Origin of the sequence: Paracidovorax cattleyae, assembly GCF_900104515.1 — a bacterium.
GTDB classification, from domain to species: domain Bacteria; phylum Pseudomonadota; class Gammaproteobacteria; order Burkholderiales; family Burkholderiaceae_C; genus Paracidovorax; species Paracidovorax cattleyae.
In genome coordinates this window covers 31,800-56,542 of the sequence record NZ_FNJL01000028.1, presented here as the reverse complement: position 1 = coordinate 56,542, position 24,743 = coordinate 31,800, and the positions used below count along the sequence as shown (strand labels likewise).

The following is a 24,743-nucleotide window of genomic DNA, read 5'->3' as shown; positions in this document are numbered from 1 at the left end:
CGCCATGACGACGATTCCGTCCGCTTTCCCGGTATGTGCCACGGGCGGCTCCCTGCGCCGGCGCTCCCTGCTGGCCTGGCCGCTGGCGCTCGCGCTGCCCGCGGCCGCGCAGCAGCAGGCGGCGACGCTGGCCGTGACGGGCAGGGACAACTACCTTTTCGCAGGCTGGGGCAATGCGGCCACGCCGGACTGGGCCGGCATCGATGCCACGGTCGCGCGCGTGGCCGACGTGCGTCGCAGGCTGGCGGCGAAAGGCATCCTGCTGGTGGCGCCCGTGCTGCCCGACAAGATGGTGATCTACGAGGACAAGCTGCCCGACGGCATGGCCCTGGCGCCCGACATGCGCACCCGGTATGCGCGCATCGCCGAGAAAATGCGCGCCGCGGACATTCCCACCTTCGACGATGAAACGCCCCTGCGCGCGCTGCGCGCGGCGGGCCAGCCGGTCTATTACCGCACGGACCAGCACTGGGCCCAGCCCGCGGCGGACGCCACGGCCCAGGCCACCGCCGACCTGATCCGCAGCCTGGTGCCGAAGCTGGCCGGCGACCCGGGCACGGGGTTGCCGCTGGGCAGCTTCTCCAATGAGCGCCGCTACGGCGACCTGGCGGACCGCTTTCTTTCGCCGGAGCAGCGCAAGGCCGTAGGGCGGGAGACCTTCACCGTGCGCCGCGCGGTGGAGGCCGACAGCCTGCTGGCCGACATCCCGGCGCCCGTGCACGTGACGGGCAACAGCATGGTGCAGCCGTACTTCGGCTTCGCCCAGAAACTCTCGAACCTGCTCGACCGGCGCGTCTCGGTGAACTGGAAGCCGGGCGACGTGGGCTTCTGGTCCGTTCTCATGGACTACCTGGAATCGGAAGGCTTCCGCAGGCAGCCGCCGCAGGTGCTCGTCTGGCAGCTGTTCGAGCCCAACTTCCACCTGGGACCCGATGCCCGCGGACTCTGGGACGGGCCGGCGCTCATCAGCGACGCGGACTGGAACCGCAGGCTCCAGTCCGCACTGGGCGCCTGAGCCATGGACGCACCGCAGACGCCCCCGGACGGCGACCGCTGGGCCGGCCACCGATGGTTCGCCATCGCCGTGGCCCTGGTACTGGCCGCGGGCTGTGCCTGGAGCGCGGCGCGCCTGGCCCGGATGCAGATCGATCCTGCCGAATGGCAGCCGGACCACTGGGTGGACGGCCGCGCCGGCAACCAGCTCAACCGGGCACTGGGCACGTTGCCTGGCCAGGACCGCATCGACCTGTGGAGCGCCGCGCTGCGCTACCGGCTCCTGGGAGACCTGGGGCCACAGGTGCGGGAAGGCTGTCCCGGCTGGCTGTTCTACCGCGACGGCCTGCAGCCGCAGCCCGGCCAGGGCGATGCCTTCTCGCAGCGCCTGAAACTCATGCGCCACTGGACGGGTCGGCTCGGCCAGGCGGGCATCCGCATCGTGGTCGCCGTCGTGCCCGACAAGTCGCGCATCGAATCCGCGCACCTGTGCGGCCTGGAGGTATCCCGGCCCCTGCAGGCCCGGCTGGATGCCTGGCAGCAGGCTCTGGCTGCCGGCGGCGTTCCCTACGCGGATCTGCGCCCGGTGCTGTACAGCCTGCCCCAGGCCTTCTACCGCACGGACGTCCACATGGCGGCACAGGGTGCAGAAGCCGCGGCGGCCCGCGCGGCCGAGGTGGCGCTGCCGCTCCTGGGAGGGCCGGGCGGCCAGGTGTTCGAAGCACAGCGGGGCACGGCGCCGGAGCCGCGCATGGGCGACCTCATCGTGCTGGCCGGCCTGGCGCATGCGCCGGACAGCTGGCGCCCGCCCGTGGAGCGTGTCGTTCCCGAGCGCGTGCGGCCGGTCCACGCCGGTGGGTTGCTGGACGAAGGCCCGCAGGCCGAGGTGCTGCTGCTGGGCGACTCCAACGGCTTGCGCAGCGACTTCGCGGAGCGCCTGGGCCGCCGGCTGGGGCGGGAGGTTTGGAACCAGAGCCAGGACGGTGGCTACTTCGCCGGCGCGATGCTCTCGGCGCTGGCGCGGCAGGAGCGCTGGCCCGCAGGCGTGCGGCTCGTGGTGTGGCAGTTCTCCGAACTCTCGCTCTCGCTGCCGCTGAGCGCCGAGGAACGGCGGGCGCTGGCCGAGCTGCCCTGACCGATCCGCCATGCTGTTCAACTCCTACCTGTTCCTCTTCCTCTTCCTGCCCATGGCGCTGGCGGGCTACTACGCGCTGGGCGCCGTCCGGCTGCGGTGGGCGGCCCTGTGGCTCTGCGTGGTGTCGTTCGTGTTCTATGGCTGGTGGAACCCGCGCTTCGTCGTGCTGCTGGCGGCCTCGATCGCCTTCAACTACCTGGTGAGCCTGCTCATCGTGCGCAGTGCACCCCGGCCCCGCATGCAGTGGTGGACGGTGGCCTTCGGCATCGCCTGCAACCTGGCGCTGCTGTTCCACTACAAGTACTTCGCCGCGCTGCTCGGCCTGCTGCGCGAGTGGGGCGTGGGGCAGGGGCCGGTGGAGGACATCCTGCTGCCACTCGGGATCTCGTTCTTCACGTTCACCCAGATCGGGTACCTGCTCGACTGCCGCGCCGGGCTGGTGAAGGCGCCCAGCCTGCTCAACCACACGCTGTTCGTCACCTTCTTCCCGCACCTGATCGCGGGGCCGGTGCTGCACCACAAGGAAATGATGCCGCAGTTCGCCGATGCGCAGAGCTATCGCTTCCGGGCGGAGAGCCTGTCGATCGGCGGCACGCTGTTCGTGATCGGCCTGGCCAAGAAGGTGCTGCTGGCCGACACTATCGCGCCCTTTGCCGATGCGGGGTTCGCCGCGCCTGCGCAACTGGGGTTCTGGGGCGCCTGGGGTACCAGCCTGGCCTATGCCATGCAGCTGTACTTCGACTTCTCGGGCTATTCGGACATGGCCCTGGGCCTGGCGAAGATGTTCGGCATCCGCTTTCCGCTGAACTTCAACTCGCCGTTCAAGGCACCCTGCATCATCGAATACTGGTCGCGCTGGCACATGACGCTCACGCGCTATCTGACCGCCTACCTGTACTACCCCATGGCCATGCAGCTGTCGCGGTGGCGCAACCGGCGGGGCCTGGCCGTGGGCTCTGCGGGCAGCCGCACGCCGGGTGGTTTCGCCATGATGATCGCCGTGCCCACGCTCTACACCATGGGCCTGGCCGGTGTCTGGCACGGTGCGGGCCTGCAGTTCTTCATCTACGGCCTGCTGCACGGCAGCTACCTGTGCGTGAACCACGCCTGGCGCATCGTGGCGGGCGGGCGCATCGTGCCCTCCCGGGCGTGGAGCCGCTGGCTGTGGCGCGCCTTCTGCGTGCTGCTGACCTTCGTGGCCGTGATGGTGGCGCATGCGTTCTTCCGCGCGGCCCATGTGCAGGATGCTCTGGACCTGCTGCGCGGCATGGCCGGCCTGCGGGGCGTGGAGCCGCTGGGCGGGGCCCTGGGGCTGACCCTGGATGGCGCACTGCCGTGGCGCGTGCTTGCCGGCAGGCACCTGCTGGTCGTGTACCTGGCGCTGCTGCTGGCCATCGTCTGGCTGGCGCCCAATTCGCACCAGATCCTCGGGCAGTTCTCGCCCGCGCTCGCGCGACCGCAGGAGGCCCGGCCGGCATGGATGCGCTGGCGGCCGAACGCCGCGTGGCTCGCAGCCACCCTGGCCGTGCTGTTCCTGTGCCTGGCCAACCTGCACCGGGAAACGCGCTTCCTCTACTTCCAGTTCTGACCACGGATACGTACATGCCTGTTTCCCGTCCCTCTCTTCGCCGCCTGGCGGCAGCGTGCTCCCTCGGCCTCGCCGCGGCGGGTGCCGGCGCCCAGGAAGGCGTGCTGTCGCAGCTCTATGCCGCGCGCCCGCCGGCCGGTGCCGCCTTCGTGCGGGTGGCCAACCCCTTGCCCGGCATGCGGCTGGTGCGCGTGGCCGAGGGAGAGGCGCAGCGCATCGGCGGAGAGACGCCTGCCACCAGCTACGCCATCGTGGGCGGCGGCAAGGCGTTTTCCGTGGTGGTGGACGGCCGGCCCGCGGCCAGCCTGGAAGTGCGGCCCGGCAGCTTCAGCACGCTCGTGCTGCGCCGCGAGGGCGGCAAATACGCCGTCACCCCCATCGACGACACCACGGACACGCAGGATGCCCTGAAGGCCGAACTGCGCTTCTACAACCTCGTGGAGGGCTGCGGCACGGCGCAATTGCTGCTGTCGCCCGCGGGCACGCCGGTCTTCCGCGACGTGGCCGCGGGCGCCTCGGCCGCGCGGCAGGTGAACCCGGTGCAGGCCCAGCTATCGGCCCGCTGCGGCGATGCGGCGGCCACGGCCGCCCGGGCGCTGCCGCCGCTGCAGGCCGGCGACCACCTCAGCCTGTTCCTGACCGGGCCCTCGGCCCGGCCGGTGCTCGCCATGCAGCCCAGCCGCACGGACAGCGTCAGGCGTTGAGGGCCTGGTAGATCTCCGCGAGCTTCGCGCGGTCGATCTTGTAGTTGACCGACACCGGCAGGCGCGCGCAGGGCAGCAGCTCGGTGGGCAGCATGTAGTGCGGCAGCCGGGCGGCCAGCAGGTCCTTCCAGCCTTCCAGCTCCGCCGGCAGGCCGGGCCCCTCGTCGCCCGTCTCCACGAAGGCGACGAGGCGCGCCACCGTGCCGTTCGGCCGGCGCAGGGCCACGGCGGCCCCGGCGCGCACGCCCGGCAGCGTGGCCAGCGCGGCATCCACCTCCAGCAATTCCAGCCGGTATCCGTTGAGCTTGATCTGGTCGTCGATGCGGCCCTGGCAGAACAGCATGCCGCCGTCCGCCTCCGTGCCCAGGTCGCCCGTGCGGAAGCCGCGCTGGCCGTCGCGCACGAACATGCGGGTGGCGTTGAGGTCCGGCCGGTTGATGTAGCCCCGCATCACGTGCGGGCCCACGATGCAGAGCTCGCCGCCGTCGCTGAACACCAGCGAATCGCGCTTGGCGTGTCCGATCGGCATCACCGCATCGGTGGCCAGCAGCGCGTCGTCCACGCGCAGCAGCGTGGTGGCCACGGTGGCCTCGGTCGGCCCGTAGGTGTTGAGGATCGGCACGCCGGGAAAGCGCTTGCGCAACTGGCGCGCCAGCGGCACCGGCAGGGGCTCCCCGCAGAACAGGAAAGTGCGCAGCGAGGGCAGGGCGGTCTGGGAGAACGCGGGATTGATCAACTGCTGCTGCGCGAACGACGGCGTTGACACCCAGGTCGTCGCCCGGTGGCGCGCGATGAGCGCCGACACCTCCTGCGACGCGGCCGCGCGCGCGCGGTCCAGCATCAGGATGCTGCCCCCCAGCGCCAGCATGCCGAACACGTCGTAGAGCGACACGTCGAAGCTGAACACCGTGTGGTTGAGGAAGACCGGCGCCGGACCGAGATCGAAATCCAGCCGCATCCAGTCGATCAGGCCCCGCACCCCCTCGCGCCCGATCTGCACGCCCTTGGGCTGCCCGGTCGTGCCCGAGGTGAACATGATGTAGCCGAGATCCTTCTCCGCCAGCTCCGGGGCCGGGCCGGGGCGCAGCACCTCGAAGCGGCCGGTGGCGGCGTCGAACATCAGGTGGGCGTCGAGCGTGGCGATGATGCTGCGCAGCCGCTCGGCCGGATAGACGGCATCGACCGGCACGAACGGGGCCTTCAGCATCGGCGCGCCGGCCAGCGCCACCATGAACGCTGCCTCCTTGTGGCCTCGGACCACGATGGGCGCGCCGGCCGCCAGGCCCAGGGCCCTGGCCTGGCCGCACCAGGCGGCGGCCTCGGCGGCCAGTGCCTGCCAGCTCAGGCTGCGGTCGTGGGCGATCACGGCCAGCGCATCGGGCCGCACGGAGGTATCCCGGAACTCTCCGGAATCGAAATCGAAATGCATGGCGGCTCGCAGCCCGTTCAGCAGTGGGCGGCAACGTAGGCGGAGAGCGTGCGCAGCGAGCGCAGGTGCTCCTCCACCTCGGTGATCGGCACCGTGCAGCCGAAGCGTCCCTCGATGGCCAGCATGAGATCGACGGCCGCGACCGAGTCGAGCAGGCCGGACTCCAGCAGCAGCGTATCTGGAGCGACTTTCTTGAGCACGGCGGCCTGGATCATGTCGGCCAGCTGGGCTTCGATTTCGGAAGGGGTCATGGTGAAAAAGGGCGGTATCGGTGGACGAGGCGGGGAGGGAAAGGCGACAGCGGACTCATACATCGCGCCCGAGCGGCACGCCCAGCGCGATCGGGGCGATGTTGCCGAGAATGCGGTCGTCGTTGACCATCACCATCGCGGAGTGGGCGTCGCGGATGTGCCGGCTGAGATAAAACTCGCCGGCATCGTCCATGTAGCCCTGGATGCCGCAGATGCGCAGCGCGATGTCGGTGATGCGCACGACCAGCTCGGACGCACCCACCTTCAATGCGTTGTAGCTCACCAGCCGCTCGTGGGCCGTGGCCCGGTCCGCCGCATCCTCGTACAGCGCCACGTTGGCCGCCAGCAGGGCACGGAACTGCTGCACGAGGCTCTCGCCCTCGGCCAGCCGCAGGCTGGCGACGGGGTTGGGCGGCTGGCCGCTGCGGTTGCGCATGCGCAGGAAGGCCTGGGCGCGCGACAGCGCCGACACCGCGATGCCCAGCCAGACGGAGCCCAGCAGGATATGGGAGGTCGGCAGCATCGACTCGGACATCGCCCGCGCGAAGGAGCCGTCGAAGACCTGCTCCGCGCCGCATTGGGCATGGAGATCGAACCGGTCGGTGCAGGCGCCGCGCATGCCCATGGGGTTCCAGCGGCCCTGGGGCGCCAGGCGGAACTGCCCGCGCATGACCGCGACCAGTTGCTGGTCGGAAGGGGCGGCGTCTTCCGCGCGCCGTGCGGACACCAGGATCACGTCGGCGGCACGGGCATAGGAAATGACCGAGCCCTGCTTGTCCAGGTGGAGGGCGTCGCCCCGGCGGTCCAGGAAGCAGGCGCTCGTGCGGATGGAGCCTCCCGTGGCGCCTTCCGTGGTGGCGGAGGCCACCACGTACTGCTCGCGCGCCATCCGCGCCAGCAGGCCCTGGTGCCAGGCACTTTCGCCGGCCTGCCGTATCGCCACCGCCGCCTGCGAATGGTGCATCGCGAAGATCAGTCCGGTGGACGCACACGACTGCGACAGTGCGCGGCAGAGATTCGCCACCGCGCGCAGGGTCCATTCCGGCCCGCCGTACCGGCGCGGCACCAGCAGGCCCAGGCACTCCCGGGAGCGCAGGCTGTCCAGCGCCTCGGCAGGCAGGCGGCCCTCCCGGTCCACGGCGTCCGCATGGCGGGCGGCGATGGCGCACGGAGAGCGGGTGTCCTGCGCGCCCGGTGCGGCATCGGCGGTGGTGTCTGCGGGGCCCATGGCTTTGTCAATTTCTGTGTTCTATCGATTTTCGATAGTTTTTATTGATAAGACAATAGCCCGTCGGCCTACGGCCCCCCTGTTTGCGCCAGCTCAACGGCCCTGTTGCCATTCCTGCCACAGCTGGCGGGCTTCCGGGGTGTCCCCGAGCATCCAGGGATCGATCGCGAAGGCGATGACCCGCTCCGCGCCATACGTCCGCGCAACCTCCATCTGCGCCCGCACCCGCGCGGCCGTGGCGGCGCGCGCGCGGAAGGCATCACCCGTACCCGGCTCGGGAGGCAGTTGCTCGAACAGCTCGATGATCAGGTCGAACGGCACGCCGCGCTGGCGCAGCAGCGCGCGCAGCGGTTCGAGCCCCGCATAGTTGCCCATGCCGGCCACGCCCACCCCGTCCTGCAGCATGGGCCGCAGCGCCACCTTGTCGAGGATGTCCGTCCACAGCGCGGTCAGGGTGCCCGGCGTCTGCAGCTTGCTGAAGAACGTGGACACCGCCAGCGGTGCGTGGCCGCCGGCCTCCGCGGCAATGGCCTGGAGCCAGGGCACGAGGAGTGCCCTGCGCTCTGCGGTGGCCCAGTTGTACTGGTCCAGTTCATAGGGCAGGTACCAGCCGCGGAAGCCCTGCTGGCGGGGCCAGGGCGCCGCCGCCAGGTACTGCAGGCAGCGCGCCTGCGTGGCCGCGAGGAAGGCTGGCAGCGCGCCGGGCTCGCGCGACGCGAGCACCGTCCACCACCGCTCGTCGCAGGGCAGGCCCACGCGGATCCCCATGCCCTCGCGCCCGGCCTCGTCGAACAGCATCGCGATGAGCGCGTCCGGCAGCGCCCAGGGGTGCGCACCGCCCTCCGTGGCGCTCCACTGCAGCACGATCTCGTCGCAGCCCAGTGCCCGGGTGGCCCGCAGGCGGCGGCGCCATTCCTCGGGCGACAGGGATTCGTAGCTTTTCCAGGGCTGCAGGAACGTGCCCTGGAAGCGGTCCGGGGACGTGGTGCAGGCGGTGGCCAGGGCCGAGGCCGCGAGCAGCAGCCACGCGCGCCGCCCGAGCGGCGGCATGGGGGTGGAAGAGGGCATCCAGGACTCCGGAGAAGGGAGATCCGGACAGCATATCCGCGCGCCGGTGCGGCGCGCTGCCGGCCTCAGTTCGCCGTGATGCCGTTGGTCTTCACCACCGTGTCCCAGCGCTTGCGCTCCGCATTCACGAAGTTCTGGAATTCCGCGGCGGAGCTGCCCACCGGTGCCAGCCCCAGTGCGTCCAGGCTGCTGCGCACGTCCGGCAGCGCCAGGGCCTTCTGCGACAGCTCCTGCAGGCGCGCGATCACCGCCGGCGGCGTGCCCGCGGGCACGAACAGGCCGTTCCACTCCATCACCTGGTAGCCCTTGATGCCCGCTCCCTGCACGGTGGGCACCGAGGGCAGTTCCTTCATGCGGGCGGCGGAGGAGACGGCCAGGGCCTTGAGCTTGCCGCTCTTCACGTAGCTCAGGCTGGAGGCCGCGTTCGCGAAGTACACATCGACCTGCCCGCCCATCACGTCCATGATGGCCGGCGCGCCGCCCTTGTAGGGCACGTGCACGGCATCGAACTTCGCGTCGATCCGCAGCAGTTCGACGGCCATCTGCGCGAGGCTGCCCGGCCCGTAGGAGGCATAGGTCAGCTTGCCGGGCTTCGCGCGCGCCGCGGCCAGGAAGTCCGGCAGCGTGTTGTAGGGAGAGGAGGGCGCCACCACGAGGATGTTGGGCACGCTGATGATCTGCGACACCGCCACCAAATCCCTGGCGGGATCGAACGGCAGCTTGCGCAGCGCCGGGTTGATCGCGAACGACGAGGCATCGAACAGCACCGTATAGCCGTCGGGCCGGGCCCGCGCCACGGCCGCGCCGCCGATGGAGCCGCTGGCGCCGGGCTTGTTGTCCACGATCACGCTCTGCCCCGAGACCTCGCCCAGGCCCTTGGCCAGGATGCGCGCGGCGTTGTCGGCGCCCCCGCCCGCGGAAAACGGCACCACCAGCGTGATGGGCTGCTCCGGATAGGGCGCGGCCCGGACTGCGCCATGGGCCAGGGCGGCGAAAGCGGCCGCCAGCCAGATTGTTTTCTTCATCTTCTTCATCTCCTCGGTCCTTTCTTGATGGAAAAAATCTCAGTCGCCGAATCCGTACAGCGCGCAGGCATTGGCGACCAGCACCTGCCGGCGCATGGCCGGATCGGGCAGCCAGCGTGCCAGCAGACGCAGCAGCAGCTCGGGGCCGGGACGCCGTTCGCCCTCGGTGACGTGAGGCCAGTCGCTGCCCCAGACCAATCGGTCTGGCGCCTCGCGCACCCATGCCTGCGCCAGTGCCTCGCAATCCGCATAGCCTGTGTCCAGGCCCTGCGCGCTGTTCAGGTAGGGGCCCGACAGCTTGACCCAGGCCCGGCCGGCCTGCACCAGGTCCCGCACCAGCGAAAACGCCGTCCGCTCCTCGCGCCCCGGACCGCCCGCGCGCGCCATGTGGTCAAACACCAGCGGGCAGGGCAGGCCGCACAGCAGGTCGCGCTGCGCCACGATCTGGTCGGCGCGCCAGTGCAGTTGCAGGTGCCAACCCAGAGCATGGATGCGCGATGCCAGCGGGTGCAGCATGTCCAGCGCCACCGCGGCGTCGCGGTCGGAATGCAGGGAAAAGCGCAGCCCGCGGATGCCACCGGCATGCAGCGCCTCCAGTTGCCCGTCGGTGATCTCCGGGCGCACGACGGCCACACCCCGGGTCCGCTCCGGACCGAGTTCGCGGATCGCGTCCAGGGTGGCCTGGTTGTCCACGCCGTGCGCCCGTGGCTGCACCACCACCGCGCGGGTCAGCCCCAGGCGCGTGCGCAGGCGCAGGTAGTCGCGGGCCGTGGCCGCAGCCTGCATCGCCCGGGGCGCCGCCACGGGAAAGCGGCCGTCGAACACGTGCAGGTGGGCATCGCAGGCCCCGGCCGGCAGTTCCGGCAACTCCGGCAGATCCTGCAGGGCCGCTCCCGTGTTCATGGAGCCTCGCCCGGGTGCAGGCCCTGGCGGATCGCATCGGTGTGCTGGCCGAGGGTCGGCGCGGCGAAGGCCTGCGGGCCGGCCGTGCGGCCGAACTCCACCGCACCGGCGAATCCCCGATAGCCTCCCAGCACCGGGTGGTCGAAGCGGGTGATCATGCCCTCGGCCTCCACCTGCGGATGGGCGAACATGTCCTCCACCGCGCGGGCGGCCGCGCACGGCACCTCCTCGCCGAACAACTCTTCCCATTCGAGTGCGCTGCGCTTTGCCAGGGCCTGGCGCAGCAGGGGCACCAGTTCGTCCCGGTGCTGCGCACGCTTGCGCACCGTGTCGTAGCGAGCATCGGCCGCCAGCGCGTCCAGGCCCGTCTTGCGGCACAGCGCGGCCCAGAAATGCTGCGTATTGGCCGAGAGGTACAGGTACCCCTCGCGCGTGGGGTGCAGGCCGGTGATGCCGCCCGAGCGCATGTCGCGGCCTACCTCACGCGGCTCGCCGTCCGCCCACACCAGGCGCGCCGACTGCATGGTGAGCGCTGCCCGCAGCAGCGACACGCCCACGTGCTGGCCGAGGCCGCTGCGCTCGCGCTCGTACAGCGCCGAGGCCACGCCGCCGGCCACCAGCGCCGACGCGTAGTAGTCCACGACCGAACCGTAGAGGATCTCCGGCGGCTCGCCGGCCTTGCCCTGCATGGCGCACATGCCCGTCATGGTCTGCAGCACCTGGTCGTAGCCTGCCTTGGCCCTGAGCGGCCCGCGGCTGCCATAGCCGGTCACGCTGCAATACACCAGCCGCGGATTGAGCTGCGCCAGCCGCTCGAACCCGATGCCCAGGCGCTCGGGCACGCCCGGACGGAAGTTGTGCACCAGCACGTCGGCCTCGCGGGCCATGCGCAGGAACACGGCGTGGTCGGCCTCCTGCTTCAGGTCCAGCACCATGCCCCACTTGCTGCGGTTCACGCCCAGGAAGGCCCGGCTCTCCGCCTCCAGCGTGGAGGGGTACTTGCGCAGGTTGTCGCCGTCCGGCGGTTCGATCTTGACGACCTCCGCGCCCTGGTCCGCCAGCAGCGAACAGCCGTAGGGGCCGGCGATATAGGCGCTCAGGTCGAGCACGCGCACGCCGCTCAACGGGCCCGGGGGGCCCTGGCGGCCGCCTGGTACGAAACTCATGGAATCCATCCTCCTGGTTCAGCCGGTCAGTCGGCGACGATATTGCGGGCCTTGGCCAATTGCTTCCAGCGCGCCAGGTCCTGCCGGATCACTTCACCGAACTGCTGAGGCGACAGCGGGGTGGCGATGGCACCCTCGCGCAGGAAAGCGGCCTGGATGCCGGGCTTGGCCAGCACCTGGTTCACGGCCTGGTTCAGCAGCGCCACGGTGGCGACCGGCACCCCGGCCGGCGCCAGCAGGCCCCACCACAGCTCGAACTGGTAGCCGGGAATCGCGGTGGACATCGGCACCAGATCCGGGGCGATCGGGCTGGGCGCCAGGCTGGTGATGCCCACGGCCTTGAGCTTGCCGCTGCGCACCATCGGCAGGATCGACGGCCCGCTGGACACCAGCATCTGCGCCTGGTTGCCGATCACGTCCGTCACGGCGGGCCCCTGGCCCTTGTAGGGCACGTGCACGATGTCCATGCCGGGCACCATCGAGCGCATCAACTCGCCCGCAAAATGGTTCACGCTGCCCGTGCCCGAGGTCGCGTAGTTGAACTTGCCGGGGTGGGCCGCGATGGTCCGCAACAGCTCGGCGGGGTTGCTGGCGGGGAACTGGTTGTTGACGGCCACCACCAGCGGCCCCTTGGCGAGCATCGCCACCGGCTGCAGGTCCCGGGCGGGATCGAACGGCAGGCTGGCCTGCATCGCGGCGTTGGTGGTCAGGCTCGATGACACCGCCACCAGCGTGTAGCCGTCGGGCGCGGCCTTGGCCACGAAGGCGGTGCCGGTGGTGCCGCTGGCCCCGGCCCGATTGTCCACGATCACCGGCTGCCGCAGCAGGTCGCCCATTTCCCTGGCCACCTGCCGGGCGAACAGGTCGTTGGAGCCGCCGGGCGGGTAGGGCACGACCATGGTGACGGGGCGGCTGGGGTAGCTGCCTTGCGCCCATGCGGGCAGGGCGGTGGACGCCAGTGCGGCGGCTGCCGCCATCGCGCAGGTGCGCCGCAGCGCGCCGCGGCGGGAAATCGGTTGGGCCATGTCGTGTGTCTCCTGTGTCGTTATGGGTTGCCTGCAATTCGGGGCCCGGCCGGGCCGGGTGCGGCAGGTCAGCAGAGCCCTGCGGCGCGTGCGGCTTCCACCGTGCGCTGCGCCCGCAGCACAAAGGGCCTGTCCACCATCTTCCCGCCGACCACGTAGGCGCCGACACCCCGGGCATCGGCGGACTGCGCGGCCTCCAGCACCTGCCGTGCGGCTTCCAGTTCGGCGGCCGAGGGCACGTACACCGCATTCGCCATCGCGATCTGGCTGGGATGGATGCAGGTCTTGCCCGCGAATCCCAGGCCGCGGGACAACTCCGCCTCGGCCTGGAAGCCCGCGGCGTCCTGGATGTCTGCGAAGGCGCCGTCGTAGGCATCGATGTTGGCCTCCGCCGCCGCCATGCGCACGGCGAACATGGCCTGGGCGATCGCTTCGCGGCCGCGGCGGGACACGCCGAAAGGCTCGAACAGGTCGCCCAGCCCCAGTTGCAGCGCCCGCACGCTCGGGTGTGCGCCGGCCAGTTCCGCGGCGGTGCGCAGCGCCCGCGGCGTCTCGATGTTGAGCAGCAGGCCCGGCGTGTGCGCCATGCCGCGGCCGCGGGCGGCCTCGGCGATGGCCTGGGCCGCCTGCTGCACCGCGGCGGCGCTCGCCGGCTTGGGCAGGTTGATCAGGTGCACGCCCGGGTGTACCGAAGCGGCGATGTCGGCCTCGAAATGCGGGGTATCCATCGCATTGACGCGCACGATCAGTGTCTTGCCGCCGGCATCCGGCGCCAGCGACTGCAGGAAGTCGCCCAGCAGCGCGCGCGCCTCGTCCTTGCGCGCCTCGGCCACGGCATCTTCCAGGTCGAACGACACACCGTCGGCCGCGCTGCGCAGCGCCTTCGGGAACAGCTCCGGCCGCGATGCCGGAACGAACAGCTTGCTTCTCATGCAGCTATTGTTGGGCCGCGGAAAGCATAGATAAACACATGCAATATTTCTTCAGAAGATAGAAAATATTGCTTTATGGAAACCAGCTACCTGCAGAGTTTCATGCTGGTGGTCGAAACCGGCTCCATGGCGGAAGCCGCGCGGCGGCTGAACCTCACCGCCGCCGCCGTGGCCCAGCAGATGCACAGCCTGGAGCGCGAATTCCAGGTGCCGCTGCTCGCGCGCGCGGGCCGCACCGTGGCCCCGACGCCCGCGGGCCACCGCCTCGCACGCAGCGCGCCGGTCCTGCTGCGCGAACTGGACCAGGCCAGAGCCCATGTGAACGACACCGGCGCCTCCGGCGAACTGGCGATCGGCACCATCAACACGGCCCTGCACAGCCTGCTGCCGGATATCCTGGCGGATTTCTCGGGGCGGCTGCCCCACGTACGGGTTTTCCTGCAGTCAGGCACCACCCAGCAGCTTTATCAGTCAGTGCAGCAGGGCGGTCTGGATGCCGCCGTGTGCCTGCACCCCAGCTTCGCGCTGGCCAAGACCTTCGGCTGGGCATTGCTGCGCGAGGAGCCGCTGGTGCTCCTGGCACCGCGCCACCTGGCCGCGCAGGACGCGCACGAACTGCTGCGCACCCAGCCGCTGATCCGCTACGACCGCAGTCTGGGCGGCGGCCAGATGGTGGAGCGCTATCTGCGCGAGGCCGGCATCGTGCCGCAGGAGCGCTTCGAGCTCAGCTCGCTCGTGGCCATCGCCATGATGGTGGACCGCGGCCTCGGCTTGGCCGTCGTGCCCGACACGGCCCTGGACTGGCCCGACGGCCGGGGTGTGGTGCGCCTCTCCCTGCCCAACGCCAGCCAATCGCGCCGCTTCGGCATGCTGTGGCTGCGCTCCTCGGCGCGGCTGGCGTTCGTGCAGGAACTGGTGGACTGCGCACGGCGGGTGGTGGAGCGGCGCGGGGGCACGCAGGCGGCTGTGCGGGTGCCGCCCACCAGAACATCACCTGCAGGCGATGGTTTTTAGCGCGGCTAACACGACCCTTCTGGCGTCGTTGCTGCATCTTGTCGTACTGCTCGTACTGTCTGCGATGCAGCGCCTAGCCAGAACCGCTTCGCTGGGTCGTGTGAGCCGCTCTTAGCGCGGCTGCGAAGACGTTTCCCAGATGTCGGGCGTGGTGGCCACCAGCCCGCGCAGGTCGCTCCAGGCAGCGGCCGGCGCAGGGAGCTTTTTCTGGCCATTGACCGCCGCGACCGCGAAGGCGACCATCCGATCGCGGATGCGATCGCTTTCCGCCTTGGGCCAGATCGACAGCTGGTGCGGCCCGCGGACCACCTCGATTTCCTTCAGTCCGCGGATCCGGTCGTAGGCTGCCACGGTGCCTTCCAGCGATTCCGCCCGGTCCCAGAGGCCCTTGGCAAAAAACGCCGCCGGCCACCGGTCCATGTGCGCCAGTACGGCCGAGTTCGGATAGAACTGCACATGGTTTTCCGCTGCCATTCCGCCCAGGAACAGGTTGCGGTCGGCCAGGTCTGGCGCATCGGGCAGATACGCAGCGCCAGCGGTAAAGGGTGAATAGAGCAAGGCGCCTTTGATATTGTCGAAATGCCTGGCCGGGCTGCAAACGACGTTCGGCATGTCATAGCTGCAGCCGCCGGCATAATTCCTGGTCATGGCCCATCCGGTGGTCATCGAGCCACGGGAATATCCAAGCAGCAGCAGCGGAATCTCACGGGCTTTCATGCCTGCCATCAGCCGACCACGCGCCACGGCACCTTCCAGTTCTTCCCCGCTGGCGGTCAGCAGGCGCATGCCGGCCCCGTTTTCCATCTGCTCCAGCACTCTGAAGATATCCTCGCTCTGCTCCAGCGTGTTGGTGTCGCTGAAGCCGCCCGATAGCCCTTCACCGCGCCGGTCGTAAGCCAGCACGTCGAAACCGGCGCGGTTCAGCGCATCGAGATGCTCGCGCCAGGTCCTCATGCCGAAACCTTCAGTCGTGGCATTGGGAAAACGCTGGAAGCGCGCACGCCGCGTCGCCGGATCGACGATGACGGCGACATCCGCCGGATCCTGGATGGCGGTGATCTGGTCACCACCGCCGGCACTGGCAATCACCAGCGCGCGTTTTCTCACGCCATTCGCATCCGGCACGCCCAGCCCCTCGATATACCAGCCGCGCAGCTTGATATCACCTGTCATGCCGAGTCTGTTGATTTCCAGCGGATCGTGCGGCACGGTGAATTCGACCACGCTGGTTCGCGCATCTGCTTGCGCGATGCTCTCGAGATAAGGCGCGCGGGCGAAGAAAGCTGGCCGGCGGATATCCCGCAGATCCACCGGGCCTTCCGGGTCGATCCTGCCGGCCGGATCGACCCATCCGGTCACCCGCGTGGCGCGGGCCTTGTTGGGCGGCAGCCAGCGCTGCATGTCCCTTTCGATGCGGGCTCGGCAGGCAGCATCGGCCTTGCACGACAACCAGCCGGCCTTGAGCTTCTCGTCGGTGAACTCGTCCACTGCATAATCGCCGCGATAATCCGGCGGCGGCTTGTGGGCCGTCAGCAGCAGGGGAACGCAGGCGACCCGGCCGTTCGCCTGGGTGATGCGATAGCCGGGCAGTTCTGCATTGCGGTCGGCGCCCACCCAGGCTTTGCAGTCGGTGGAAGGCGTGATGCGCGCCTGCCGTTCAGCGCGGGGCGTCAGCGCGCAGGCGCTCAGCAGCAGGGTCACGGCGGCGGTAACGACGGCCGGGGCGGCGAAAAACGGTTTCACGGCGACTCCTGATTTCTAATTCCCGGCAGTACGGACTGTGGAGGGTGTTCGGAACACCGATGCTGCGCGCAGGCCAGCGCCGCAGCAACTATCAGAACTGATAGTTTTTTCCAGCGGCCGCCGTGGAAGAATCCAGGAAGGTGGCGTGATTCACTGCAATGCCCGGATTTCGGTATTTCGGGACAAATATCCAAAATGGGCGGCCCGCGCAATCATCTGCGCACGGTTGCGTCCGCCGAGTTTGCGTGCCGCCGACTGCAAATGGAAAACAATCGTCGATTCTGCGCGATTCAGACGTGCCGCAATCTGCTTGCTGGGCATGCCCTCGGCCGCCAGCAATACACATTCATGCTCCCTGTCGGACAGCGCGACATCACGGGGAGTCAACTGGTTTTTCGTGAAGACTTTCAGCAAATGATCGTTCAGGATATGGGCCATATACGCCAACCGCATCACCGAATCCACCAGAGACATCTGCTGTTGCGCAAAATGATCGTCCTGCCACATGGCCGTCAGGGTGGCGAAACGATTGCCCGGCATATGCAGCGGCACTGTGACGCCACGCGTCATGCGCCATTCGGTCAGAACGCTGGAAACGCTGCGCGCACCACCGCCGAGCAATGGCTGGAGCACCGATTCCTCGTCCTGACGATACGACCAGAAAAATGCGCCCGAACCCCGCAAGGCCAGCGCCTGCACCGGATCGACCTGGTACATGCCTTGTTCGACCCAGAGTTTGCGCATCGGCCCCGGCATATTCCGGTATTCGAGAACGCTGGGCGTCATCAAGACACCCTCCGGCGTCATCGAGACCGGCGAAAAATCATAGATGGCCGAATCGAATCCGAGTTCGCGGGCCGCGGAAAACGTCTGGTCGATGCAGAGGCTGACCGCCGAATCGTCGTGGACCAGGGGTTTTTCGATGACTTTCATCCCAGCGTGCATCAAGTTGTCCGCCTTTTCACCACGTTGGTGCGCAGGGTAAATCCCGCGAACCGGGGGCACAAGCTGGCAATCCCTAGGAAGGGCTCCACGCTTTTTCTTTCGCCATCCATCGAAGCAATCTGCGTGCCACGGCCGCAGGCGACCTCGTCCGCCGTGTTTTCCGTTCCCCCACTTCCATCAGGAATACGTTTATGCCACCTCCGCTGAAATCCAACCGTGTCTTGCAGTCCCTGGCGGAAGGCCGCATCTGCACCGGCTGCTGGCTGTTCATGGGTTCGCCCGTGGTCACCGAAGTGCTGGCCGACATGCCGCTCGAAGCGCTCATCATCGACCTGGAGCATTCGCCTTCCGGCCTGGAGACGGCGATCGAGCAACTGCGTGCTGCCGCGCCCTTCGCGCCGACCATGCTGGCGCGGGTGCCGGGCGTCGATTCGGACCGCATCAAGCCGCTGCTCGATGCCGGCGTCGAGGGAATTCTGGCGCCCAACGTGGAGTCCGCCGAGCAGGTCGAGCGCCTGGTCGATGCCTGCCGCTACCCGCCGCGCGGTCGCCGGGGGCTGCATTACACGGTTTCGCGGGCGGCTGCCTGGGGCGCACATGCCGGCACCTACGCCGCGCACGCCGACCGCCATACCCTGGTGGCTGCCATGATCGAATCGGCCCGCGGCGTCGAGGCCATTCCCGCGATGGCCGCGGTGCAGGGCCTGGACCTGTTCTTCATCGGCCCGCTCGACCTGAGCGCCAGCATAGGCAGGCCCGGCGAGTACGACAGCCCCGAGTTCATCGAGCTGTGGACCGAGGCCGAGCGGCGCTGCCGCGAGTCGAAGATCGCCCTCGGCGGCACGTTGCTGCCGGGCCACGGACTGTCGGCGCTGGCTGAGCGCGGCTACGGCTTCGTCACCGTGGGTTCGGACGTCACCCTGCTGCGCCAGGGCGCGCTGCAGCAACTCGGAGGAGCCGGCGCATGAGCGACGCCCGATTGTTCTCCCGCTACCGCATCGACCCCGCACCGCAGCCGCTGGACGAGGCGCTGGTCCGCCGGCTGGCCACCATCGATACCTCGACCCTCGGGCATGCCGTTCCCTGGTACCTCATGTCGCAGCGGTTGAAGGCGCTGCAGCGGGGGCGCCGCGTGGTCGGCACCGCCGTCACCCTGTGCATTCCCGGCGCCGACTCGACCCTGCTGCACCATGCGCTGGGACAGCTGCGGCCGGGCGACCTGCTGATCGTCGACCGGCTCGGCGACACCCGCCACGGCTGCTGGGGCGGCATCGTGACTGCCGCGGCGCAGCGTGCCGGCGCGGCCGGCGCAGTGATCGACGGTCCGTGCACCGATCTCGACGAGATCACCGCCAGCGGTTTTCCGCTGTGGTGCACCGGCACTTCGCCGGTCACCACCCGACTGCTCGACTGGGGTGGCAGCCTCAACCGCCCGGTGGCCTGCGGCGGATTGGTGGTGCAGGCCGGCGACGCGGTGGTGGCGGACGCCGACGGCGTCATCGTGCTGCCACGTGCCGAGGCCGAAGCGCTGGCCGCATGGGCCGAAGGCATACAGGATTTAGCAGGCACGCTGCGCCGGCAGGTGCTCGGCGGGCAGGCGCTGGGCGAGCTCAGCGGCGCCAGCGCACTGGTGCGCCGTTCTCTCGACGCGAACGGGGCCTGAGTTCACCCTCGCCTGGATCAGTCCCGGCGCTTCGGCAGCGCCGTCAGCAACTGGCGCGTGTAGGCATGGCGGGGCGACGAGAACAGCAGGTCCGGCGGCGCCGTCTCGACGATGCGCCCCTGGTGCATCACGGCGATGCGGTCGGCGATGCCGCTGGCCACCCGCAGGTCGTGGGTAATGAACAGCAGGCCGAAGGACAGCCTGGCCTGCAGTTCGGCCAGCAACGCCAGCACCTGCTGCTGGATCGACACGTCCAGGGCGGCCACCGACTCGTCGGCGATCAGCAGTTCCGGCTCGACCGCCAGCGCCCGGGCGATGCAGATACGCTGCCGCTGGCCGCCTGAGAATTCGTGCGGATAACGCTGCGCCGCCCGGGCACTCAGGCCGACCGCCTCCAGCCAGCCGGCGGCGCGCTGCCGTGCTTCGGCCGGCGGCATGCCGTGGATGATCGCGCCCTCGGCGATGGCGTCGCCGACGGTCTGGCGCGGATCGAGCGCGCTGTAGGGGTCCTGGAAGACGATCTGCACCCGCTTGCGCAAGCCGCGCAGCCTGCGTGCATCGACGCCGCTGAAGGCCTCGCCCGACACCCGCACCGTGCCCGTGTCCAGCGGCATCAGCCCGACGACGGCGCGGGCCAGGCTCGACTTGCCCGACCCCGACTCGCCAACCACCGCCACCGTCTCCCCGCGCCGCAGCAACAGTTCGACATCGCCCAGGGCGACGACGGTGCGGGCACCGCTCGCATAACGTTTGCCCAGTCCGCGGGCCTCCAGCACCAATGCCCGGGTATTGGGGCGCGCGGGGCGCGGCGTCAGCGTGGGCATGGCACCGATCAGCCGGCGCGTGTAGTCGTGGCGAGGACGGTCGAGCAGTTCGGCGACCGGTCCGCTCTCGACCGCGAGGCCGTGCTGCATCACCATCACCTCGTCGGCGATCTGACCGACCACGCCCAAGTCGTGGGTGATGAACAGCACGGCGGTGCCCAGCCGCCGCTGCAGCCCGGCGATCAGCTCGAGCACCTGGCGCTGGTTGCCGACATCCAGCGCGGTGGTCGGTTCGTCCGCGATCAGCACTGCCGGTTCCAGCGCGATCGCCATGGCGATGGCCACCCTCTGGCACTGGCCGCCCGACAACTGGTGCGGATACGCGCGCGCCAGCCGCTCGGGGTCGGGCAGGCCGACATCGTCGAGCAGCCGCAGCACCCGCACCCGCACCTCGGCCCGCGGCAGATCGGTGTGCAGCCGGAACACCTCGGCCACTTGCGTTTCGATCCGCTGCGCCGGATTGAGCGACGCCATCGGCTCCTGGAAGATCATGGCGATGCGCCGGCCCGACAGGCTGCGCCGCGCCCGCTCGGGCAGGACCAGCAGATCTTGCTGTTCGAACAGGGCCTGGCCGGTCTCGATCCGCAGGGCCGGGTCCAGCAGGCCCATCAGGGCCAGCGCCGTCATCGACTTGCCGGAGCCGGACTCGCCCACCAGGCACAGGGTCTGGCCGCGCCGCAACTCGAAGGACAGGTCGCGCACCGCATGCGAACGGTCGGCGGCACCTGGCAGGGCGATGCCCAGGCCGCGCACTGACAGCACTGCTTCGCCGCAGGTCTGCACCGGGGTGATTTCGGGGATCTGGGTTTTTGTCATGTGTGCAGGTATCCGCCGTACAACCGCATTTCGAACTCGGGCACCGGGGTCCACCGGAAACGCCCCGCGTGGGCCCAACTGGCGACAGAGCGCCACAGATAGAGGCCCGGCATTTCCTGTTCCCAGCGCCGTGCCAGCGCCCGGGCTTCGCGCTGCCGGTCCGCAAGGGCCACGGCCGCGGCATAGGCCCGACCTCGTTCGACGAAGTCGCGCGGCGGCTCCCAGAGCCGCCAGGCCGCGGTCGAATGCAGGCCGTCGGGGCCCCAGTCGAGCCAGAGCGGCTGGTAGGGATCGCCGGGAATGAAGCTGGTGCCGCCGGAAATCGACAGCAGATGGAAAGGGCGCTTGTAGCTCAGCTGGAAGTTGTCGAGGAACTGCACCTGGACATTCAGCCCGGCGTCCTGCCACATGGCGGCCATGATTTCGGCCGCGGCGTCATAGTTGGGCCAGAAATTGCGCGTCACGTGCCAGATCAGCGGCTCGCCGCGGTAGGCCGTCTGCGCAATCAGGCGGCGCGCGGCCTGTGGATCGTACGGGTTCATGCCCCGCGCCTTCGGGTCGTAGAAGTCGCCGTACTCGGGGAAGTTGAAAGGGGGATCGGGGAAAAACGTTTCGCCGTGGAACAATGACCGGGCGATGGCCGGCATGTCCACCGAACACGCCAGTGCGCGGCGCAGGCGCACGTCCACCAGCGGGTTGTCCGCCGGGTCGGGCCGGCAGTTGAAGGCCACCGCGGGATAGTTGTTGATCTGCCGCGCCAGCAGCGTGGTGTCGGCCAGGGCCCGCACCTGGTTCTCGGCGTCGGTCGGGATCGAGGTGATGAAATCGAACTCACCGGTCGCCAGTCCGGCCAGCCGCCCGGCATATTCGGGCACGAGGCGAAAGTGCAGGCTTTGCGCCGGTGGCGGCCCGCTCCAGTGCCGGTCGAAAGCCTCCAGCACCGCGCCCTCGCTGCTCTTGTAGGCGCGGACGCGGTAACTGCCGGTGCCGATGGGGGCCTGGCCGAACGCGTCCACGCCGCGCCGCAAGTAGTCGGCCCTGGGCACCACATAACCGATATAACCGGCCAGCTTGCCGGGCAGGTGGATGTCGGGTTCGCGCGTGGTGACCTGCACCGTGTACCTGCCCACCGCCCGCACGTCAACGAAACCGGCGGCATAGGTGCGGCCGCGCGGCTCGTAGGCATGCGCGCCCCAGAGCCGTTCGGCGGACAGGGTGAAGGCGACATCCTCGGCGGTCATGGGGCTGCCGTCATGGAAGAGCACGTCTTCGCGCAGCGTCAGGGTCCAGGTGCGGTCCTGGCGTGTCCAGGTGGTCGCCAGCCGCGGAGCCAGGGTGCGGCCGCTCGGATCGCGGAGGTAGTCGACCTCGATCAGCCGGTCGTACACGTTCGGAAAGATGCGGATGCTCGGATTCGAGATGCCGCTGACCGGCGCGATGTTGCGCCACAGCGCCTCGACCGCGATGGTGATGTCGGGGCGGGCGCCGCGGGCCTGCGGCGCCGTGCCGCCTGTCGTGGCCGTGGCCGTACCGGCCTTGCCGGGTCGGCAGCCCGCCGAGAGCCCGCCCAGGGTACCGGCGGTCGCGGCGATCAGTGTGCGTCGTGTCAGGTTCATGTCGGTTCAGCCGCCTTGCGCGGGTCCCAGTGTGGCGGCCTGGGAAGAACGCAGCGTCGGGTCGAGCCGGTCGCGCAGCCAGTCGCCGACGATGCTGATGGCCAGGGTCATCGCCAGAATCAGGATGCCGGGCACCACGCAGATCCACCAGGCGGTCGACAGGGAATCGCGGCCGTCGCCCATGATCTGGCCGAGGCTCACCAGCGGTGGCTGGATGCCCAGCCCCAGGAAACTCAGGGCGGATTCGAGCAGGATGATCTGCGGGAAGGTGAGCGTCAGCTGGACGATGAGCGCACTGGCGATATTCGCGAACACATGGCGACGGTACAGCCGCCAGGGCGAGGCGCCCAACGTGACCACCGCCTCGGCATAGGGCTGAGCACGCGCCGACAGCACGATGCCGCGGGTGATCCGCGCATAGTGTTCCCAGCCATAGAGCGACATCAGGCCGACGGCGAGCAGCAGCGAATTGCCGAAGAAGGCCAGCAGCGTCAGCGCGATCAGGATGAAAGGCAGGGACGACTGGATATCGACCAGCATCATCAGCAGTTGGTCGACCCATCCGCGCAGGTGTGCCGCCGCCAGGCCGATCAGGATGCCGGCGATGGCGCCGACCAGCGTTCCGGCCAGCGCGACCAGCAGGGACACCCTCAAGCCCGATGCCAGGCGGGCGACCAGGTCGCGCCCCAGCACGTCGGTGCCGAGGAAATGCCCGGTTTCGCCACCGAACCCGACCGGTGGCAGCAGGCGGGCCGCCAGGTTGAAATGCCCTCCGCCCGCGGGCGCCAGGGCGGCGCCGGACAGCGCGAACAGCAGCAGGGCGGCAAGCAGGGCCACGGCCGCCGCCACCGGCAGGGGAAACGCGCTCGGCCGTTTCATCGCTGCACCCGCACGCGGGGGTCGAGCACCGCATACAGCAGGTCGACCAGCAGGTTGGCGCCGACCATGATGCAGGCCAGCATCAGCACCAGCAGTTGCACCAGCGACAGGTCGCGGGCCGACACGGCGGTCACCAGCAGCCGGCCGATGCCGGGCCAGCCGAAGACCGTCTCGACGACCACCGCACCGCCGACGATGGCGCCGACGTTCAGGCCGATGACGGTGACGATGGGAATCGCCGCGTTGGGCAGGGCGTGCACGAAGATGCAGCGCAGCGGGCTGGCGCCTTTGGCGCGCGCCGTGCGCACGTACGGCCTCCCCAGTACTTCGAGCATCGCGGATCGGGTGAAGCGCGCCAGCGTGCCGGCGATGTACAGGCCGAGGGTGGCGGCCGGCATCAGCAGATGCTGCCAGCCACCGGCGCCCGAACTGGGCAGCCAGCGCAGGGTGAAGGAAAACAGCAGGATCAGCAGCACGCCGAGGAAGAAGCTCGGCATGGCGAAACCGAAGACCGACAGCGACATCACGGCGCGGTCGATCCAGCCGTTGCGGTTCACCGCGGCCACGATGCCGGCCGGAATGCCGACCAGGATGGCGATGAGGTAGGAGGCGCCCGCGAGCGTCACGCTGTTGGGCAGTTTTTCGCGGACGCTGGCCCAGGCGGGGCGGCCGTCCTGGTAGGAAATGCCGAAATCACCCTGCGCCAGGTGCGAGAGGTAACTCAGGTACTGGGCGCCGAGCGGGTCGTCGAGATGCCAGGTCTTGCGGAACTGTGCGATCTCGTCGGCCCGCGCATCCGGGCTGAGCATGGCCACCGCCGGGTCGCCTGACAGGCGCAGCACAACGAAGGTCAGCGTGACCACGCACCAGAAGGTCAGCAGCGCACGGGCAAGGCGCACCATCCATTGTCGGCGGCTCACGGCAGTCCTCCCGGTGCCACGGCAGGCACCTGGATATGGCGGATTTCGCCCAGGGTGCGGCCGCGCGCCAGGCTGGGCAGGCGCACGCGGGTCTGCCGCACCCGCTCGGGGTCGATGTCGGCGTAGATGATGGCCGGTGTGTCGCCGGCCGCGGCGATGACCTCGCCGAAGGGCGAAATGACGCGGCTGTGGCCGTACACCCGCACGCCGTCGCGTTCACCGCACTGTGCCGCCGCTACCACGTAGCTGCCGGTCTCGATGGCGCGCGCCTTGAGCAGGGTTTCCCAGTGCAGCGGGCCGGTGACCACCGAGAAGGAGGAGGGCGCCATCAGCACGGTGGCGCCCGCCTGCGCGAGGGCGCGGTAGAGATGGGGAAACCGCAGGTCGTAGCAGATGCTCATGCCCAGTGTCAGCCCGAGTGCGTCGATGCTCACGAGTGTCGGGCCGTTTTCGCCCGGACGCACCGCGGCCGACTCCTGGAAGGTACCGGCGCCGCCCAGTTCGACATCGAAGGTGTGCAGTTTGTCGTAACGCGCGACGACCTCTCCTTCGGGCGAGACGAGGTGGCTGCGGTTCCACACGCGCTGGCCGTCCTCGGTGCGCACCAGCAAAGAGCCGGTGTGCACCCAGACCTTCGCCCGGCGTGCGGCCGAGCGGCACAGCGCCAGTGTGGTGTCGTCCGCTTCCGGCACGCAGATCGCCGGATATTGCAGGTTATCGCGCAGCAGCAGGTTGGCGGCCTCCGGAAAACACACGAGCCGCGCGCCGTTCGCGGCGCCTTCGGCGATCGCCTCGGCGATGGCGGCATTGTTCGCGGAAACATCGGCGGTGCTGCAAAGCTGCACCACGGCGAAACACGTGGAAGAAATCATCGCG

At 69.5% G+C, this 24,743-nt stretch carries 23 protein-coding genes; 7 read left to right on the top strand and 16 right to left on the bottom strand.

The genetic code is table 11. The features are described from left to right. Positions 1 to 4: 4 nt before the first annotated feature. Genes BLR05_RS19825 through BLR05_RS19810 form a run of 4 tightly spaced genes read left to right on the top strand, consistent with a single transcriptional unit; the run spans position 5 to position 4,420 of the window. A complete protein-coding gene (locus BLR05_RS19825; protein WP_092837832.1) occupies positions 5 to 1,015 on the top strand; it encodes an alginate O-acetyltransferase AlgX-related protein in 1,011 nt (336 codons plus the stop codon). A 3-nt stretch (positions 1,016 to 1,018) separates the two neighbouring features. Continuing rightward, entirely contained in the window at positions 1,019 to 2,128 is a 1,110-nt protein-coding gene (locus BLR05_RS19820) for an alginate O-acetyltransferase AlgX-related protein (protein ID WP_092837829.1), read from the top strand. A gap of 10 nt (positions 2,129 to 2,138) precedes the next feature. Next, on the top strand, positions 2,139 to 3,716 hold the full coding sequence (locus tag BLR05_RS19815) for an MBOAT family O-acyltransferase (protein ID WP_092837826.1): 1,578 nt from the start codon (positions 2,139 to 2,141) through the stop codon (positions 3,714 to 3,716). A 14-nt stretch (positions 3,717 to 3,730) separates the two neighbouring features. After that, complete coding sequence (locus tag BLR05_RS19810) at positions 3,731 to 4,420, top strand: alginate O-acetyltransferase AlgF (RefSeq protein ID WP_092837823.1); 690 nt, start codon at positions 3,731 to 3,733, stop codon at positions 4,418 to 4,420. Here the strand turns inward: BLR05_RS19810 and BLR05_RS19805 are convergent. The 9 genes from BLR05_RS19805 to BLR05_RS19765 all read right to left on the bottom strand — a co-directional run bounded on the left by BLR05_RS19805 (position 4,410) and on the right by BLR05_RS19765 (position 13,447). Next, complete coding sequence (locus tag BLR05_RS19805; protein ID WP_092837820.1) at positions 4,410 to 5,849, bottom strand: AMP-binding protein; 1,440 nt, start codon at positions 5,847 to 5,849, stop codon at positions 4,410 to 4,412. The genes BLR05_RS19810 and BLR05_RS19805 overlap by 11 nt on opposite strands. Before the next feature lie 17 nt (positions 5,850 to 5,866). After that, positions 5,867 to 6,100, bottom strand: a complete 234-nt coding sequence (locus BLR05_RS19800; RefSeq protein ID WP_092837817.1) for an acyl carrier protein — start codon at positions 6,098 to 6,100, stop codon at positions 5,867 to 5,869. A 55-nt stretch (positions 6,101 to 6,155) separates the two neighbouring features. Continuing rightward, positions 6,156 to 7,328, bottom strand: a complete 1,173-nt coding sequence (locus BLR05_RS19795; RefSeq protein WP_092837814.1) for an acyl-CoA dehydrogenase family protein — start codon at positions 7,326 to 7,328, stop codon at positions 6,156 to 6,158. 93 nt (positions 7,329 to 7,421) lie between these two features. Beyond that, a complete protein-coding gene (locus tag BLR05_RS19790; RefSeq protein ID WP_092837811.1) occupies positions 7,422 to 8,396 on the bottom strand; it encodes a DUF4434 domain-containing protein in 975 nt (324 codons plus the stop codon). Positions 8,397 to 8,461: 65 nt separating this feature from the next. Next, the gene (locus BLR05_RS19785; RefSeq protein ID WP_092837872.1) at positions 8,462 to 9,421 is read right to left on the bottom strand and encodes a tripartite tricarboxylate transporter substrate binding protein; all 960 of its coding nucleotides are present in this window, start codon (positions 9,419 to 9,421) and stop codon (positions 8,462 to 8,464) included. Positions 9,422 to 9,460: 39 nt separating this feature from the next. Continuing rightward, a complete protein-coding gene (locus BLR05_RS19780; RefSeq protein WP_092837808.1) occupies positions 9,461 to 10,324 on the bottom strand; it encodes an amidohydrolase family protein in 864 nt (287 codons plus the stop codon). After that, on the bottom strand, positions 10,321 to 11,490 hold the full coding sequence (locus BLR05_RS19775) for a CoA transferase (RefSeq protein WP_092837805.1): 1,170 nt from the start codon (positions 11,488 to 11,490) through the stop codon (positions 10,321 to 10,323). The genes BLR05_RS19780 and BLR05_RS19775 overlap by 4 nt, the downstream gene beginning before the upstream one ends. Before the next feature lie 26 nt (positions 11,491 to 11,516). Further along, positions 11,517 to 12,515 carry a tripartite tricarboxylate transporter substrate binding protein gene (locus BLR05_RS19770; protein ID WP_092837802.1) on the bottom strand — a complete coding sequence of 333 codons (999 nt, stop codon included), beginning with the start codon at positions 12,513 to 12,515 and terminating at the stop codon, positions 11,517 to 11,519. A 68-nt stretch (positions 12,516 to 12,583) separates the two neighbouring features. Then, entirely contained in the window at positions 12,584 to 13,447 is an 864-nt protein-coding gene (locus BLR05_RS19765; protein ID WP_092837799.1) for an HpcH/HpaI aldolase/citrate lyase family protein, read from the bottom strand. Between the two features lie 75 nt (positions 13,448 to 13,522). On the opposite strand from BLR05_RS19765, the gene BLR05_RS19760 reads away from it, so the two are divergent. After that, positions 13,523 to 14,461, top strand: a complete 939-nt coding sequence (locus tag BLR05_RS19760) for a LysR family transcriptional regulator (RefSeq protein ID WP_092837796.1) — start codon at positions 13,523 to 13,525, stop codon at positions 14,459 to 14,461. A gap of 111 nt (positions 14,462 to 14,572) precedes the next feature. Here the strand turns inward: BLR05_RS19760 and BLR05_RS19755 are convergent, their stop codons facing one another. Beyond that, entirely contained in the window at positions 14,573 to 16,204 is a 1,632-nt protein-coding gene (locus BLR05_RS19755) for an alpha/beta fold hydrolase (protein WP_092837793.1), read from the bottom strand. 150 nt (positions 16,205 to 16,354) lie between these two features. Beyond that, positions 16,355 to 17,137, bottom strand: a complete 783-nt coding sequence (locus BLR05_RS19750; protein ID WP_225978870.1) for a LuxR family transcriptional regulator — start codon at positions 17,135 to 17,137, stop codon at positions 16,355 to 16,357. Between the two features lie 203 nt (positions 17,138 to 17,340). Between BLR05_RS19750 and BLR05_RS19745 the strand changes: the two genes are divergently transcribed. Both BLR05_RS19745 and BLR05_RS19740 read left to right on the top strand, forming a co-directional pair. After that, positions 17,341 to 18,117, top strand: a complete 777-nt coding sequence (locus tag BLR05_RS19745; RefSeq protein WP_092837787.1) for an HpcH/HpaI aldolase family protein — start codon at positions 17,341 to 17,343, stop codon at positions 18,115 to 18,117. Continuing rightward, the gene (locus BLR05_RS19740) at positions 18,114 to 18,812 is read left to right on the top strand and encodes an RraA family protein (RefSeq protein ID WP_092837785.1); all 699 of its coding nucleotides are present in this window, start codon (positions 18,114 to 18,116) and stop codon (positions 18,810 to 18,812) included. Before BLR05_RS19745 ends, BLR05_RS19740 begins: the two co-directional genes overlap by 4 nt. 17 nt (positions 18,813 to 18,829) lie before the next feature. Here BLR05_RS19740 and BLR05_RS19735 read toward each other — a convergent pair whose 3' ends face one another. From BLR05_RS19735 to BLR05_RS19715, 5 genes are read right to left on the bottom strand one after another with little or no spacing between them, the layout of a single operon-like run. After that, positions 18,830 to 20,452: a dipeptide ABC transporter ATP-binding protein gene (locus BLR05_RS19735; protein ID WP_092837783.1), complete on the bottom strand. Its 1,623-nt coding sequence runs from the start codon at positions 20,450 to 20,452 to the stop codon at positions 18,830 to 18,832. After that, positions 20,449 to 22,068: an ABC transporter substrate-binding protein gene (locus tag BLR05_RS19730; protein ID WP_092837780.1), complete on the bottom strand. Its 1,620-nt coding sequence runs from the start codon at positions 22,066 to 22,068 to the stop codon at positions 20,449 to 20,451. The genes BLR05_RS19735 and BLR05_RS19730 overlap by 4 nt, the downstream gene beginning before the upstream one ends. A gap of 6 nt (positions 22,069 to 22,074) precedes the next feature. After that, the gene (locus tag BLR05_RS19725) at positions 22,075 to 22,947 is read right to left on the bottom strand and encodes an ABC transporter permease (RefSeq protein ID WP_092837777.1); all 873 of its coding nucleotides are present in this window, start codon (positions 22,945 to 22,947) and stop codon (positions 22,075 to 22,077) included. Then, on the bottom strand, positions 22,944 to 23,867 hold the full coding sequence (locus BLR05_RS19720) for an ABC transporter permease (RefSeq protein WP_092837774.1): 924 nt from the start codon (positions 23,865 to 23,867) through the stop codon (positions 22,944 to 22,946). Before BLR05_RS19720 ends, BLR05_RS19725 begins: the two co-directional genes overlap by 4 nt. Next, the gene (locus BLR05_RS19715; protein WP_092837771.1) at positions 23,864 to 24,739 is read right to left on the bottom strand and encodes a carbon-nitrogen hydrolase family protein; all 876 of its coding nucleotides are present in this window, start codon (positions 24,737 to 24,739) and stop codon (positions 23,864 to 23,866) included. The genes BLR05_RS19720 and BLR05_RS19715 overlap by 4 nt, the downstream gene beginning before the upstream one ends. Positions 24,740 to 24,743: the final 4 nt, after the last annotated feature.

Bases quoted from the DNA above. Each gene is read 5' to 3' on its own strand.
- BLR05_RS19735 (WP_092837783.1), bottom strand. From the start codon at position 20,452: ATGACAAAAACCCAGATCCCCGAAATCACCCCGGTGCAGACCTGCGGC.
- BLR05_RS19820 (WP_092837829.1), top strand. From the start codon at position 1,019: ATGGACGCACCGCAGACGCCCCCGGACGGCGACCGCTGGGCCGGCCAC.
- BLR05_RS19790 (WP_092837811.1), bottom strand. From the start codon at position 8,396: ATGCCCTCTTCCACCCCCATGCCGCCGCTCGGGCGGCGCGCGTGGCTG.
- BLR05_RS19775 (WP_092837805.1), bottom strand. From the start codon at position 11,490: ATGAGTTTCGTACCAGGCGGCCGCCAGGGCCCCCCGGGCCCGTTGAGC.
- BLR05_RS19780 (WP_092837808.1), bottom strand. From the start codon at position 10,324: ATGAACACGGGAGCGGCCCTGCAGGATCTGCCGGAGTTGCCGGAACTG.
- BLR05_RS19805 (WP_092837820.1), bottom strand. From the start codon at position 5,849: ATGCATTTCGATTTCGATTCCGGAGAGTTCCGGGATACCTCCGTGCGG.
- BLR05_RS19750 (WP_225978870.1), bottom strand. From the start codon at position 17,137: ATGAAAGTCATCGAAAAACCCCTGGTCCACGACGATTCGGCGGTCAGC.
- BLR05_RS19730 (WP_092837780.1), bottom strand. From the start codon at position 22,068: ATGAACCTGACACGACGCACACTGATCGCCGCGACCGCCGGTACCCTG.
- BLR05_RS19760 (WP_092837796.1), top strand. From the start codon at position 13,523: ATGGAAACCAGCTACCTGCAGAGTTTCATGCTGGTGGTCGAAACCGGC.
- BLR05_RS19785 (WP_092837872.1), bottom strand. From the start codon at position 9,421: ATGAAGAAAACAATCTGGCTGGCGGCCGCTTTCGCCGCCCTGGCCCAT.
- BLR05_RS19795 (WP_092837814.1), bottom strand. From the start codon at position 7,328: ATGGGCCCCGCAGACACCACCGCCGATGCCGCACCGGGCGCGCAGGAC.
- BLR05_RS19815 (WP_092837826.1), top strand. From the start codon at position 2,139: ATGCTGTTCAACTCCTACCTGTTCCTCTTCCTCTTCCTGCCCATGGCG.
- BLR05_RS19715 (WP_092837771.1), bottom strand. From the start codon at position 24,739: ATGATTTCTTCCACGTGTTTCGCCGTGGTGCAGCTTTGCAGCACCGCC.
- BLR05_RS19810 (WP_092837823.1), top strand. From the start codon at position 3,731: ATGCCTGTTTCCCGTCCCTCTCTTCGCCGCCTGGCGGCAGCGTGCTCC.
- BLR05_RS19800 (WP_092837817.1), bottom strand. From the start codon at position 6,100: ATGACCCCTTCCGAAATCGAAGCCCAGCTGGCCGACATGATCCAGGCC.
- BLR05_RS19740 (WP_092837785.1), top strand. From the start codon at position 18,114: ATGAGCGACGCCCGATTGTTCTCCCGCTACCGCATCGACCCCGCACCG.
- BLR05_RS19770 (WP_092837802.1), bottom strand. From the start codon at position 12,515: ATGGCCCAACCGATTTCCCGCCGCGGCGCGCTGCGGCGCACCTGCGCG.
- BLR05_RS19765 (WP_092837799.1), bottom strand. From the start codon at position 13,447: ATGAGAAGCAAGCTGTTCGTTCCGGCATCGCGGCCGGAGCTGTTCCCG.
- BLR05_RS19825 (WP_092837832.1), top strand. From the start codon at position 5: ATGACGACGATTCCGTCCGCTTTCCCGGTATGTGCCACGGGCGGCTCC.
- BLR05_RS19745 (WP_092837787.1), top strand. From the start codon at position 17,341: ATGCCACCTCCGCTGAAATCCAACCGTGTCTTGCAGTCCCTGGCGGAA.
- BLR05_RS19725 (WP_092837777.1), bottom strand. From the start codon at position 22,947: ATGAAACGGCCGAGCGCGTTTCCCCTGCCGGTGGCGGCGGCCGTGGCC.